Genomic DNA, 13,226 nt, shown 5'->3' on the forward strand with positions numbered 1-13,226 from the left:
CGAGACCACCCGTGGTTTCTCCAGCGCTCCTCTCGAGGATGTACAAACGATGACCGTCCGCGATCTTGACGGCTTGCAGCCGCACAGAGAAGCCTGGGACCGTCTGGCTTGGGAGTCACCTCAGGGCTTGGCCACCATGCTGCCGGCCTGGGTCGAGGCCACCTTTCGATACGGCCTATGGCCGCACTGGCGCTGGATGTGCTGCTTTGCCTATGCCGGTGAGCGGCTGATCGGCGTGATGCCGGTCGTGATCACCCCTCATCCGATCCTCGGCCATCGCCGCCCTTTGCTGCGCACCTACGGCAAGCTGACGACCTCGGGCGACATCGCCCTGGCACCCGATTGTGCGGCCGAGGCGCTCAAGGCCCTGCTCAAGGAAGTGGCGCGTCAGGAGCCGCGCCATGTCGGACTGGATCTGCAGGCGGTGCGGCAGAACTCGCCGATCTGGTCGGCGCTGCGGGATGGGGCTGCACAGCATCTCGTGCGCTCCAGTGCGTGCCAAGGCTTCTCCATTCTCGACGTCAGTGGAAGCTTCGAATCTTTTATCGGCAACCTCAAAAGGATGTCGAGTGATCTGGGGCGGTATCATCGCAAGATCGAAAAGCGCGGAAAGGTTCGGATTGAGACCGTAAACGGCCCTCATGCCCGGGCCGATTTTCTGCCTCGGTTCCTGGCACTGGAGGCAGCGGGCTGGAAGGGACGCTGTGGTGGCGCCATTCTCAACAACCCGGACTCGCTCGCTTTCCACACGGCTCTCGTCGAGAACTTTGCCGCCGAGGGGCGGCTGGCGTGGCATCTGATCTGGGTCGACGATACCCTCGTGGGCGCGCAACTGGCATTGAGATGCAATAGATCGCTCATGCTGCCGAAGTACACATTCAACGAGGATTTTGCCGAGTGCCGCGTCGGCACACTCCTGACCGAGGCCGCCTTCCGGGATGGATTTGCCCAGCCTGAACTGCACGAGCTCAACCCGATGAGCAAGGCTCAGGCCCATACCTACTGGCACTTGCCCGAGGAGAAGTATATCGACGTGCACCTTGTGCGCCGGGCGGCCGTGCCGATGCTGTTCCACCTACCGCGCGTTTGGTTGCGCAAGGCCTATTGGACCCATATTCGGCCTCGGGTGCCCGAGGCCGCCAGGAAACTCTATCGTCAATTCAAGCGCCGCGGCGGCCGCAAGCCCAAACGGGCCGCAGAGGTTCAACCCACCGCGAAGGTCAATCGAAAGCATACGGGGCAGGCGGTTGTTCTTGCCCTATTTCTTGCACCGTTCACAGCAGGGGCATGGTCTCTCATGGAATGTGGCGCATCCGAAATGGAGTGTCGGGCACAATCCCATAGCCGGCCCATTGCCAGGGGCATGATCCGTGCCTGACATCCTGGGGAAGTCTCATTCCAGATGAGAGGCTCGGTTAGAAGTCGCCGGCGCCTGCTTCGATCGGGTTCCCTGCCTCAGGTTGAGCTTAGCCATAAGGTCTTTGCCTCGTTTCCATGCCCATTGCAGGTGGCAGGCAAGAGCCGGGGCCTGAAATGAAACGCAGCCCCGCTATCTGAGCATTTGCGAATGTGTGCCGAAGGTTTTAAATCAGCGGCACATCAGGAGGGCAGGGTCCCTTCGCCCCAGGGGTTTTAGCTTCATGGCCGTCGTTCTCGACCTACTGAACAAGGATCAACGCCCTCGCCATCCGGAAAAGGCGCATCGGCCGGATCAGCCCGTTCAGCAGCGCAAGCCCGAATGGATCCGCGTGAAGGCTCCGGGTTCGCCGAAATGGGCCGAGACCAACCGGATCGTGCGCGAGAACAAGCTCGTGACGGTCTGCGAGGAGGCGGGTTGCCCCAATATCGGCGAGTGCTGGGAGAAGAAGCACGCGACCTTCATGATCATGGGCGACACCTGTACCCGGGCCTGCGCCTTCTGCAACGTGAAGACCGGCCTGCCGCAGGCGCTCGATCCGAACGAACCGGAGAGTGTGGCAAAGGCCGTGGAGAAGCTCGGCCTGGAGCACGTGGTCATCACCTCCGTGGACCGTGACGACCTCGCCGATGGCGGCGCACGGCATTTCGCCGACGTGATCCACGCGATCCGCGCCCGGTCGCCGAAAACCACCGTCGAGATCCTGACGCCCGACTTCCTGAGGAAGCCCGGCGCGCTCGAGGTCGTGGTCGCGGCCAAGCCCGACGTGTTCAACCACAATCTCGAAACGGTGCCGTCCAAGTACCTGAAGGTCCGCCCCGGCGCGCGTTATTTCCACTCCATCCGCCTGCTGCAGCAGGTGAAGGAGCTCGACCCGACCATCTTCACCAAGTCCGGCATCATGGTCGGCCTCGGCGAGGAGCGGAACGAGGTGCTCCAGCTCATGGACGATTTGCGCTCTGCGGATGTGGATTTCATGACCATCGGTCAGTACCTCCAGCCGACGAAGAAGCACCATCAGGTGATCCGATTCGTGACGCCGGACGAATTCAAAGCCTATGAAACCACCGCCTATGCCAAGGGTTTCCTCCTGGTCTCCTCGACTCCGCTGACGCGCTCCTCGCATCACGCGGGAGAGGATTTTGCCAAGCTGAAGGCGGCTCGTCTGACGAAGCTCGGCTAGAAACTGACGAGCATTATTCGGACGCGGCATGCAGCGCATTCTGGTCATCGGCACCCCGGGCGCGGGCAAGAGCACCCTGGCAAGTCGCCTCGCCGGGCGCCTGAACCTGCCGCTGATCCATCTCGACAGGGAGTATTTCGGCCCCGGCTGGACCATGCCCTCCAAGGAGCAATGGCGCGAGCGGGTAAAGGCTCTCGCGGCCCGGCCGGCCTGGGTGATGGACGGCAATTACGCCAGCACCTTCGACCTCCGCGTGCCTCGCGCCACCGCCGTCATCTGGCTCGACCTGCCGCGCTGGCAGTGCAGCCTGAGCGTACTCTGGCGCGTAGCGAGGAACTATGGCCAACCGCGGCCCGATCTCGGCACCGCCGGTCCCGAGCGCTTCGACTGGTCCTTCATGCGCTGGATCTGGTCCTATCCCCAAAAGATGCGGCCAAAGACCATTCGCATGCTGGAGCGCCTGCGGCCCGATCAGGGCGTTTACGTGCTGCGTTCCCGCTCCGACATTCCGGCCGTGGAGGCCGCGCTTTCAACCCTTAAAGAGGCCGCCTGAGCATGCCGACCTTTCGCACCACGCGTTCCGTCAAGCATACGCCGGCTCAGATGTTCGCCCTCGTCGCCGATGTGGAGCGCTATCCGGAGTTCTTGCCCCTGTGCGAGGATTTGCGGGTCATGCGCCGCGTTCAGAGCGGGGAAGGGATCGAATCTCTGGTCGCAACCATGTCGGTGGGCTACAAGGCCATCAAGGAAACCTTCACCACCCGGGTGACCCTGGACGATCCGCGACTGAAGATCACGGTCGAATACGTGGACGGCCCTTTCAAATTTCTCGAAAATCGATGGACCTTCCGCGAGGTGCCCGGCGGCTGCGACGTGGAATTCTACATCAACTATGAATTCAGGAGCTTCGCGCTCGGCCTCCTCATGGGCAGCGTCTTCGACAGGGCCTTCCGCAAGTTCACCGAAGCCTTCGAGGAGCGGGCGGACGAGATTTATGGGGCGCCGTCGAAGACTCAAGTCGGGGCGAGAACGGCCTGATCAGCGCACTGCCTGTTCCAGCAGGGCCAACGCATCCTCCACCGCCCGGCGGCGGACAATCTCCCGCCCCAGATCGCCGTAGCGCCGCTCCAGATGGATTGTTCCGGCTCCTTTCTGGGCCAGTCCGAAATGGACGAGGCCCACCGGCTTCGTGGCCGTTCCGCCGGTCGGACCGGCCACGCCGGTGATGCCGACAGCCACATCCGCCCGGGAATGGGCCAGTGCTCCCTCGGCCATGGCCCGGGCAACCGGTTCGCTCACCGCCCCATGGGCTGCGATCAACTCGGCCGGAACCCCGATCAGCTCGATCTTCGCCTCGTTGGAATAGGTCACGAACCCGCGCTCCATCACGGACGAAGAGCCGGAGATCTCCGTCAGCAGGGCAGCGACCAGACCGCCGGTACAGGATTCGGCGGTGGCGATCTTGAGGCCCTTGTCGCGATAGGCGTCCAGGAGCGTCGCAGCGCGGTCCGTCATCTCGGGCCTCATGCACTCACCTCCGGCAGGCGGATCGTCGCGGCCGCCTGAGCGGCGATGCCCTCGCCGCGGCCGGTAAATCCGAGCTTCTCGGTCGTTGTCGCCTTGAGCGACACTTGGTCCAGGCGGAGCCCGGCAATCTCGGCAATCCGCTGCCGCATCGCTTCCCGGTACGGTCCCAACCGCGGCTTCTCACAGAGGAGAGTGGTGTCGAGATGGTCGACGATGCCGCTGCGCCTGCGGACAAGCTCCACCGCATGAGCCAGAAAGCGATCGGAGGAGGCGCCGCGCCATTGCGGATCGCTCGGCGGGAAATGGTTGCCGATGTCTCCATCGGCGAGAGCGCCAAGGATTGCGTCCGTCAGTGCATGCAGGATCACGTCACCATCCGAGTGGGCAATGACGCCTCGGTCATGGGGCACCTTGATCCCCCCGAGCCAGACATGATCACCATTACCGAAGGCATGAACGTCGAAACCGGTGCCGAGACGGGTTACGAAAGTCATCTGTCCGCCTTTCAAACGTCGCTCTGCCTCCTGGAAGTCCGCCGGGTGGGTGAGCTTGATGTTGCCGGGTTCTCCCTCGAAGACATTGACCGGCAGACCGGCCCATTCGGCCAAGGCGCCATCGTCCGTGAAATTGTGCAGGTCCGAAGCGGCCGCTTTGCGGTGCGCGTCGAGAAGGGCAGGGAAACGGAAAGCCTGCGGCGTCTGAATAGCCCTGAGTGTTGCGCGATCCGGCGTGGAGAGTACCTCGGACCGGTCCCCGATCACCTTGATCGTGTCCGTGACGGGTGTTCCCGGGACGGCTGCGCTCCATCGCTCGGCCGCTTCGATGGCCCGGTCGATAAGATCGGAGCCAGCAAAAGGGCGCGCCGCATCGTGAACGAGTACGAGCTCAGGATTCAGTCCTGCTAAGGCTTCGAGTCCATTTCGCACCGAATCCTGTCTCGTCTCGCCACCATGGACGCATGGCAGAATTGACGATGAGGGGGATGGTAAGGTCCGAAGCGCTTCTTCATAAAGGTCACAGTCGTCTGGATGGACCACCACGACGGTTCGACCGATCCCAGGGTGCGAAAGAAACGCCGAAAGCGTTCTTGCCAGAACAGGCTTTCCCTGGAGCCACCGGTACTGCTTCGGGATCCCTTCACCCGCTCTTGATCCACGTCCTGCGGCAACGATGAGGGCGGCAACTGACATTCGGGCGAGCTCTCTCTATCGAACGCTCTCCTAAGCGTGACGTGGGAAGAAGGCAAATCCTGTGGGAGGGGCTTGAACCGAGCGCTGAAATGGCTATTGATTAGGCACAATGAGTTTTGATCAAAAATTAGGCGCAGGCAGCTTCAGCATCGGTCCAGTACGGGTAGAAGCCGCCGCTATTCTCGCACCTTTGTCCGGAGTAACGGATGTCGCCTTCCGACGCATTGCCAAGCGTCTTGGAGCTGGCCTCGTCGTGTCCGAAATGGTGGCGTCGGACGAGCTGGTCGAAGGCTCGGAGGAAGCGCAGCTGAGGTCTGAAGGAGCCGGGATCGAGCCCCACGTCGTTCAGCTGGCCGGATGCGAGCCATACTGGATGTCGGAAGCCGCGCGAGTGGCGGAAGGGGCAGGGGCCGGAATCATCGACATCAATATGGGCTGCCCGGCCAAGCGGGTGATCGGCGGCTATGCCGGGTCGGCCCTCATGCGCGATCTCGATCATGCGGCTCGGCTCATCGAAGCGACCGTACAGGCGGCCAGCATTCCCGTGACCGTCAAGATGCGGCTCGGATGGGATCATGACACGATCAACGCACCTGAACTCGCACGCAGAGCGGAGAGCCTTGGGGTGCAAGCCGTAACGGTCCACGGCCGGACGCGCCAGCAGTTCTACAAAGGTCAGGCTGACTGGAAGGCGATCGCGGCCGTTGTCCGAAACGTCAGCATCCCTGTTATCGCCAATGGCGATATCGGCTCGCTCGAAGATGCGAAACGCTGCCTGTCGGCTTCGGGTGCCGCTGCCGTGATGGTCGGCCGCTCCGCGGTCGGAAGGCCCTGGCTCGTCGGTCAGATCGGTGCCGCGCTGCAAGGCGTGACGCTTACCGATCCGTCACCGGAGGCGAGGACCGAGATCGCCGTCGAGCATTACCAGGGACTCCTTTCCCTCTATGGTGAGAAGGTCGGCATCCGCCATGCCCGCAAGCACCTTGCCGCCTATGCCGATGTGGCCGTGGCTTCAGGCTTCCACATCGCACCGAGCATTCGGACCGCTCTCGTGACCTCCGAGGAACCTCATACGGTGATCGCCTTGCTGCGCTCCCTCTACAGCCGTCAGGATCGGGAGGCGGCATGACGATGGTGGCCATCAACGACCTCATCATGAATGCGCTGCCGATCCCGGTTCTGACCGTCGGACCGGAACACCGGATCGTGCATGCCAATGCGGCAGCCGAATCCTTCTTCGAAATGAGTCTGCGCATGATGCTGCGCCAAAAGCTCAGCGACTTCCTGCCCTTCGGCTCGCCGGTGTTGGCGCTCGTGGAGGATGTTCGCCAACGGGGCTCCAGCGTCAGTGAGCATCGCGTCGATATCGGCAGCCCGCGCCTCGGAGCGGAGCGCATCGTCGACGTCTCGGCAAGTCTCTTGGGTGATGACAGCGACAGCGTGATCGTCATGCTCCAGGAGCGGACGATTGCCGACAAGATGAACCGCCAGCTGACCCATCGCGGGGCGGCCCGGTCCATCACGGCGCTGGGTGCACTATTGGCGCACGAGATCAAGAATCCTTTGTCCGGCATCCGCGGGGCGGCGCAGCTCCTTGAGCAATCCGCGAGCGAGGACGACCGGCTGCTCACTCGGCTCATCTGCGATGAGACGGATCGCATCGTAAAACTCGTGGAACGCATGGAGCTGTTCGGCGAGGAGAGGCCGGTCGAACGCGGGGCGGTGAACATCCACGGCGTGCTCGACCACGTGAAACGCCTCGCGCAATCCGGCTTTGCCCGCCACATCCGTTTCGTCGAGAACTACGATCCCTCGCTTCCGCCGGTTCTCGGCAACCGCGATCAGCTGATCCAGGTCACTCTGAACCTGGTCAAGAATGCGGCTGAAGCGGTCGGCATCGATGCCCCGGACGGCGAAATCGTCCTATCGACGGCCTTCCGGACCGGCGTCCGGCTTCAGGTCCCCGGTTCCCAGGAACGGGTCAGCCTTCCGATCGAGCTGAGCGTCACCGACAACGGCCCCGGCATTCCTCCCGAGCTGATGAGCGATCTTTTCGATCCTTTCGTGACGACCAAGGTCCAAGGCAGCGGCCTGGGGCTTGCTCTCGTTGCAAAGATCGTCGGCGATCATGGCGGCATCGTCGAATGCGAACCGGCACCCAGACGGACCACTTTCCGAATTCTTTTGCCTATGCACCGCGCCGATGACGGCCGCGGCGCCGATTTGTGAGATTAAACGATGCCTAGCGGACAGATTCTTCTCGCTGATGACGATGCGGCCATCCGGACCGTCCTCAACCAGGCCCTGTCTCGGGCCGGATACGAGGTTCGCTCCACCAGCAACGCCGCCACCCTCTGGCGGTGGGTGGCTCAGGGGGAGGGCGATCTGGTCATCACGGATGTGATGATGCCGGACGAGAACGCCTTCGATCTCCTGCCCCGCATCAAGAAGATACGCCCGGAGCTGCCGATCATCGTCATGAGCGCGCAGAACACGTTCATGACGGCCATCAAGGCTTCCGAGCGCGGAGCCTACGAATATTTGCCGAAGCCCTTCGATCTGAAGGAGCTCGTCGCCGTCGTCGGCCGGGCCCTGTCTCGGCCCCGGAACGTTCCCACCGGAGCCAACCCGTCGCCGGAGAACGAGGAGATCCCGCTCGTCGGCCGCTCCCACGCCATGCAGGAGATCTATCGGGCTCTCGCCCGTCTGATGCCCACCGACCTGACCGTGATGATCACAGGCGAGTCCGGAACCGGCAAGGAACTCGTGGCAAAGGCACTGCACGATTACGGCAAGCGCCGGCAGGGTCCGTTCGTGGCCGTGAACATGGCGGCGATCCCGCGAGAACTGATCGAATCCGAACTCTTCGGGCACGAGAAGGGCGCCTTCACCGGCGCGACCGCTCGCAGCACGGGGCGTTTCGAACAGGCGGAAGGCGGCACGCTCTTCCTCGATGAGATCGGCGACATGCCCATGGAGGCCCAGACCCGCCTCCTGCGCGTCCTACAGCAGGGCGAATACACGACCGTCGGCGGCCGCGTGCCGATCAAGACCAACGTGCGCATCGTGGCGGCGACGAACAAGGACCTGCGCGTGCTGATCCAGCAGGGCCTCTTCCGCGAAGACCTCTATTTTCGGCTCAACGTCGTGCCCTTGCGCCTTCCGCCGTTGCGCGAGCGTGTCGAAGATATCCCGGATCTGGCCCGCCACTTCTTCGTGCTGGTAGAAAAGGAGGGCCTTGCGCGCAAGCAGCTCGACGTGGACGCCATGGACCGGTTGAAGCGGTACCGCTGGCCGGGCAATGTCCGTGAGCTGGAAAACCTAGTGCGGCGTTTGGCAGCCCTTTATCCCCAGGACACCATCACAGGGGCCATCATCGATGCTGAACTCGATTCCCAGCCTCTGCTTCCACCTCAGCCAGCAGGAAGGGCCTCTCAGCCGTCTCAGCAGAACTCGGAGGGACTGTCCGATGCCGTCGAGCGGCATCTGAACGAGTATTTCTCCGGCTTCAGGGACACGCTCCCGCCTCCCGGCCTCTATCACCGCGTGCTGCGCGAGATCGAGGGCCCCCTGATCGGCGCGGCCCTTGCAGCCACCCGCGGCAACCAGATTCGGGCGGCCGAGCTCCTCGGGGTCAACCGCAACACCCTTCGCAAGAAGGTGCGGGATCTCGAGCTCATGGTGGTCCGATCCAATCGCACCTGAAGTTTGGCCGCTGTAATAATTTGACCACAGTGTTGTGTTGGTGCATCACCCACTGACAGGGTGCTGAACCGAGGGCACCCGATTGGCGGGGCTTCAGTCTTGATCGAGCAGGACACCATTGCACAACGGCAGACGGCGGAACCGTCCCAGAGCGGCCTCGGCTGGCTGGGCTACGGCGCCGTGCTGTCGGCTCTGGCCTCGGCCCTTGCCACATTCCTGATTCTCGCCGGCGCGACCCCGCTGCTGCCGACTCACAATGTCGTGGTGTGGGTTTTCCTGCTGAACGGCTTGCTGATCGCCCTGCTTCTTGGGATCGTCGCCTGGCAGGCCCGGAAACTCGTGCGTGAGCGCAAGGCAGGGGCGGCGGCTGCCGGTCTCCATGTGAGGATCGTCGGGCTGTTCAGCCTAGTGGCGGTCCTGCCCGCCATCCTGGTCGCGGCCGTCGCGACGGTCACCCTTGAGCGCGGCCTCGACCCCTGGTTTACAGGCGCGCTGAAAGACCTGATGACCAACACGGTCTCCATCGCCCGATCCTATCGCGAAATGCAGTGCCGGACGCTCGCCCGAGAAACCCAGCTGATGGCTGCCGACCTCAACCGTGCCAAGGTTCTCTACGACGCAGACCGCAACCTCTTCCGGGAGTTCATGAATTCCCGTTCCGTCTTCCTCGGCTTTCCGCTCGCCATGATCGTGGACCCGGATGGCTCGGTAGTCGAGCGGATCGAGGTCAAGAAGCTTGAAAACGTTCCGCAGCCGACGCAGATCGATCTGCAGGAGGCCAGCAATCGGGAGGCTCTCTGCCTCTTCCCGAAATCCGGCAACATCTTTCGCTCCGCCTTGAAGCTGGAAGCCCATGGCGGACGCATCCTTTACGTCGCCAGGGAGGTCGATCCGCGGGCGCTGGAGTTCCCTCAGGTTGCCGAAGCAGGTGTGGCCTTCTATGAGGCCCTCGACCAGAAAAAGGCGGGCATTCAGATCGCCTTCGCTTCCATGTTCACGCTGATTGCGCTGATCGTGCTGCTCTCGGCCGTCTGGTTCGGGTTGAACTTCGCCAACCGTCTTGTCGCCCCCATCCGGCGCCTCATCCATGCAACGGACCAGGTTGCGACCGGCAATTTCTATGTCCAGGTGCCTGTGCGCCGGGGTGAGGGCGATCTCGGACATCTGGGCGAAACCTTCAACAAGATGACCTCGGAGCTGCGTCGCCAGCACGATGGGTTGACCACCGCCAGCGACCTCATGGATCGGCGGCGGCGGTTCACCGAAGCGGTTCTGGCGGGCGTTTCGGCTGGCGTCATCGGTGTCAATGCGCGAGGGCTGATCACCATCGTCAATCCGTCGACGGAGGCCCTGCTCGGCACCTCCCACAAAGAGTTGCTCGGTCAACCGATTACCATGATTTTGCCGGAGGTCGCGCCCCTCGTTGAGGAGATGAGCCAGGGACGTCAGCGCCTGATGCAGCAGCAGATCCATATTTCCCGGAAGGGCAAGGAGCGCACCATCAATGTTCGTGTGACCAGCGAGCAGGCGCGCGGGGGCCAGAGAGATCTCGTCATCACCCTCGACGACATCACGGATCTCGTGCTGGCGCAGCGGACTTCCGCCTGGGCGGATGTGGCACGGCGCATCGCGCACGAGATCAAGAATCCCCTGACACCGATCCAGTTGTCGGCCGAACGCATCCGCCGGAAATACGGCAAGGTGATCACCACGGACCGGGAAGTGTTCGATCAATGCACGGATACCATCGTGCGGCAGGTCGATGACATCAAGCGGATGGTCGACGAGTTCTCGTCCTTCGCCCGCATGCCGAAACCGACCATCGGCAACGAGGATCTCGCTGAGACGATCCGCCAAGTGATGTTCATGATGAAGATCGCTCATCCCGAGATCGAATTCGTCGATCGAGTTCCGGCAGGCTCCCTCATTGCACCTTTCGACCGCCGGCTCGTCTCTCAGGCCGTGACGAACATCGTCAAGAATGCAACCGAAGCGATTGCGGCTGTGCCGGAGGATGAGAGAGGTCAGGCGCAGATTTCGGTGCAGCTCGACGATACCCATCCGGATTATCTGATCCTGGCCGTGAGCGACAACGGCAAGGGGTTTCCAGTCGAAGGGCGGCAGCGTCTTCTGGAGCCCTACATGACAACGCGCGAGGGTGGAACCGGACTGGGTCTGCCGATCGTTGCAAAGATCTTGGAAGATCATGGAGGTGGCATGGAACTGGCCGACAATCCAACTGGCAGGGGTGGGCAGGTTCGCATGTGGATTCCGAAGACAAAGCATGTTGCATCGGAAGAGACATCGGCCGCTTCCAGCCGAAATGACTCTCGCAGGGCAAGCCTATGAGCGCTGATATTCTCGTCGTCGACGATGAAGTCGATATTCGTGAGCTGGTGGCCGGCATTCTTGAGGATGAAGGGCACCGCACCCGCACAGCCGGCACATCCGATGAAGCTTTGGCCACCATCGAAACGCGGCGTCCTCACCTCGTGTTCCTCGACATCTGGCTGCAGGGAAGCCGGCTTGACGGGCTTCAGGTTTTGGAGATCATCAAGGCCCAGCATCCTGATCTGCCGGTTGTGATGATCTCCGGCCACGGCAACATCGAGACGGCAGTCTCGGCCATCAAGACGGGCGCCTACGACTTCATCGAGAAGCCCTTCAAAGCGGACCGGCTCGTCCTTGTCGCCGAGCGTGCCCTCGAGGCATCGCGCCTGAAGCGCGAGGTCCGCGACCTGCGCTCTCGTTCCGTTCAGGCCAGCCGCATTGCGGGCAGGTCGATCGTCATCAACCAGCTGCGGCAGGCGGTGGAACGTGCGGCGCCGACCAATGCCCGGATCCTGATCACGGGTGCGCCCGGTTCGGGCAAGGAGCTGACAGCCCGGACCGTTCACAGCCTCTCCACGCGCGCCAACGGCCCGTTCGTCGTCCTCTCGGCCGCAACGATCACGCCCGACACCATGGAGGCGGAGCTCTTCGGCACCGAAGCCAGCGAAGGCGGGGGGCGTCGTGTCGGCGCTCTCGAGGAGGCCCATGGCGGCACCCTCTATATCGACGAAATCGCCGATATGCCGCGGGAGACACAGAACCGAATCCTGCGCGTGCTGGTCGATCAGAACTTTCAGCGCGTCGGCGGAACGACACGGGTCCATGTGGACGTACGCATTGTTTCATCCTCCGGCCGCGACCTGCCCGCTGCCATTGCGGCAGGGCAGCTCCGGGAAGACCTGTTCCATCGGCTCGGCGTGATTCCGATCCGAGTGCCGTCTCTCGCCGAACGGCGCGAGGATGTACCGGAGCTGATCGAGTTCTTCATGGAGCAGATTTCGTCCACGACAGGCCTCCCGAAGCGACGCATTGCGGAAGACGCCATGGCGGTCCTGCAATCGCACGACTGGCCAGGCAATGTGCGGCAGCTTCGCAACAACGTCGAACGGCTGATGATTCTCACCTCCGGCGATGCCGATGCGGAGATCACCGCCGACATGTTGCCTTCCGAAATCGGCGCGCTCGTTCCGAGCACTCCAGGCGGGGCAGGGGGTGAGAAGCTCATGAGCCTCCCTCTTCGTGAGGCCCGTGAGATCTTTGAGCGTGAGTACCTCCTGGCGCAGATCGCACGCTTCAGCGGCAACATCTCCAGAACGGCTGAGTTCATCGGCATGGAGCGCTCGGCGCTGCACCGGAAGCTGAAATCTCTCGGGATAGGCGGGTAAAGACGCTTCACCGTTACAGGACACCGTCAGTTCTTTTCGGGCTGAAAGAACGAAAACCTACAATCCACGGGAAAATATGCTCCGAGGGGGTAGAACCGTTGCGCCCCCCTTGCCGAACGGCGCTGTTCGCACTGTAATAGACATGCCGGTCACCGACCGCACGAAAGCGGACAACCATATTCAGGCGGCCCCATAGCCAAGACCGGCGGCGATGGGCTGGCGAGGCAACTTCAATGGCGGGCGATCGCGCGCAGAATCTTCAGGACACCTTTCTGAACTACGTCCGGAAGCAAAAAATCCCCCTGACGATCTTTCTCGTGAACGGGGTGAAGCTTCAGGGCGTCGTCACCTGGTTCGACAACTTCTGCGTCCTTCTGCGCAGGGATGGTCATTCCCAGCTGGTTTACAAACACGCCATTTCCACCATCATGCCTGGACAGCCCGTCCAATTGTTCGACCAGATCGACGAGGCTGGCGAGAAGGCTTGA

At 62.5% G+C, this 13,226-nt stretch carries 12 protein-coding genes; 10 read left to right on the forward strand and 2 right to left on the reverse strand.

The genetic code is table 11. From position 1 onward, the window contains the following. The first annotated feature begins 49 nt into the window (after positions 1-49). The 4 genes from ACD578_RS08760 (at position 50) to ACD578_RS08775 (ending at position 3,638) form a co-directional block, all read left to right on the forward strand. Entirely contained in the window at positions 50-1,378 is a 1,329-nt protein-coding gene (locus tag ACD578_RS08760) for a GNAT family N-acetyltransferase (RefSeq protein WP_404292354.1), read from the forward strand. Positions 1,379-1,640: 262 nt separating this feature from the next. Then, on the forward strand, positions 1,641-2,600 hold the full coding sequence (gene lipA / locus ACD578_RS08765; RefSeq protein WP_152714200.1) for a lipoyl synthase: 960 nt from the start codon (positions 1,641-1,643) through the stop codon (positions 2,598-2,600). 28 nt (positions 2,601-2,628) lie between these two features. Then, the gene (locus ACD578_RS08770; protein WP_404292356.1) at positions 2,629-3,153 is read left to right on the forward strand and encodes an AAA family ATPase; all 525 of its coding nucleotides are present in this window, start codon (positions 2,629-2,631) and stop codon (positions 3,151-3,153) included. A gap of 2 nt (positions 3,154-3,155) precedes the next feature. Beyond that, complete coding sequence (locus tag ACD578_RS08775) at positions 3,156-3,638, forward strand: type II toxin-antitoxin system RatA family toxin (protein ID WP_152714198.1); 483 nt, start codon at positions 3,156-3,158, stop codon at positions 3,636-3,638. Here ACD578_RS08775 and ACD578_RS08780 read toward each other — a convergent pair whose 3' ends face one another. Together ACD578_RS08780 and ACD578_RS08785 are read right to left on the reverse strand one after the other, a co-directional pair. Next, positions 3,639-4,115 carry a CinA family protein gene (locus tag ACD578_RS08780; protein ID WP_404292358.1) on the reverse strand — a complete coding sequence of 159 codons (477 nt, stop codon included), beginning with the start codon at positions 4,113-4,115 and terminating at the stop codon, positions 3,639-3,641. 8 nt (positions 4,116-4,123) lie between these two features. Further along, a complete protein-coding gene (locus tag ACD578_RS08785) occupies positions 4,124-5,317 on the reverse strand; it encodes a bifunctional 2-C-methyl-D-erythritol 4-phosphate cytidylyltransferase/2-C-methyl-D-erythritol 2,4-cyclodiphosphate synthase (protein ID WP_404292360.1) in 1,194 nt (397 codons plus the stop codon). A gap of 109 nt (positions 5,318-5,426) precedes the next feature. Between ACD578_RS08785 and dusB the strand changes: the two genes are divergently transcribed. The 6 genes from dusB to hfq all read left to right on the forward strand — a co-directional run bounded on the left by dusB (position 5,427) and on the right by hfq (position 13,226). Continuing rightward, the gene (gene dusB / locus ACD578_RS08790; RefSeq protein ID WP_404292362.1) at positions 5,427-6,446 is read left to right on the forward strand and encodes a tRNA dihydrouridine synthase DusB; all 1,020 of its coding nucleotides are present in this window, start codon (positions 5,427-5,429) and stop codon (positions 6,444-6,446) included. Between the two features lie 2 nt (positions 6,447-6,448). Then, entirely contained in the window at positions 6,449-7,546 is a 1,098-nt protein-coding gene (locus ACD578_RS08795; protein ID WP_404293758.1) for a nitrogen regulation protein NR(II), read from the forward strand. Positions 7,547-7,555: 9 nt separating this feature from the next. Continuing rightward, entirely contained in the window at positions 7,556-9,022 is a 1,467-nt protein-coding gene (gene ntrC / locus ACD578_RS08800) for a nitrogen regulation protein NR(I) (protein ID WP_404292364.1), read from the forward strand. 99 nt (positions 9,023-9,121) lie between these two features. After that, positions 9,122-11,371: an ATP-binding protein gene (locus ACD578_RS08805; RefSeq protein WP_404292366.1), complete on the forward strand. Its 2,250-nt coding sequence runs from the start codon at positions 9,122-9,124 to the stop codon at positions 11,369-11,371. Further along, positions 11,368-12,738: a sigma-54-dependent transcriptional regulator gene (locus ACD578_RS08810; protein WP_404292368.1), complete on the forward strand. Its 1,371-nt coding sequence runs from the start codon at positions 11,368-11,370 to the stop codon at positions 12,736-12,738. The genes ACD578_RS08805 and ACD578_RS08810 overlap by 4 nt, the downstream gene beginning before the upstream one ends. Positions 12,739-12,971: 233 nt before the next feature. Then, positions 12,972-13,226: an RNA chaperone Hfq gene (hfq, locus tag ACD578_RS08815; protein WP_009491222.1), complete on the forward strand. Its 255-nt coding sequence runs from the start codon at positions 12,972-12,974 to the stop codon at positions 13,224-13,226.

The organism is Microvirga sp. RSM25 (genome assembly GCF_044784385.1).
Taxonomy (GTDB): Bacteria; Pseudomonadota; Alphaproteobacteria; order Rhizobiales; family Beijerinckiaceae; genus Microvirga; species Microvirga tunisiensis.

Bases quoted from the DNA above. Each gene is read 5' to 3' on its own strand.
- hfq (WP_009491222.1), top strand. From the start codon at position 12,972: ATGGCGGGCGATCGCGCGCAGAATCTTCAGGACACCTTTCTGAACTAC.
- lipA (WP_152714200.1), top strand. From the start codon at position 1,641: ATGGCCGTCGTTCTCGACCTACTGAACAAGGATCAACGCCCTCGCCAT.
- ACD578_RS08760 (WP_404292354.1), top strand. From the start codon at position 50: ATGACCGTCCGCGATCTTGACGGCTTGCAGCCGCACAGAGAAGCCTGG.
- ACD578_RS08810 (WP_404292368.1), top strand. From the start codon at position 11,368: ATGAGCGCTGATATTCTCGTCGTCGACGATGAAGTCGATATTCGTGAG.
- ACD578_RS08770 (WP_404292356.1), top strand. From the start codon at position 2,629: ATGCAGCGCATTCTGGTCATCGGCACCCCGGGCGCGGGCAAGAGCACC.
- ACD578_RS08775 (WP_152714198.1), top strand. From the start codon at position 3,156: ATGCCGACCTTTCGCACCACGCGTTCCGTCAAGCATACGCCGGCTCAG.
- ACD578_RS08785 (WP_404292360.1), bottom strand. From the start codon at position 5,317: ATGTCAGTTGCCGCCCTCATCGTTGCCGCAGGACGTGGATCAAGAGCG.
- ntrC (WP_404292364.1), top strand. From the start codon at position 7,556: ATGCCTAGCGGACAGATTCTTCTCGCTGATGACGATGCGGCCATCCGG.
- ACD578_RS08795 (WP_404293758.1), top strand. From the start codon at position 6,449: ATGGTGGCCATCAACGACCTCATCATGAATGCGCTGCCGATCCCGGTT.
- dusB (WP_404292362.1), top strand. From the start codon at position 5,427: ATGAGTTTTGATCAAAAATTAGGCGCAGGCAGCTTCAGCATCGGTCCA.
- ACD578_RS08780 (WP_404292358.1), bottom strand. From the start codon at position 4,115: ATGACGGACCGCGCTGCGACGCTCCTGGACGCCTATCGCGACAAGGGC.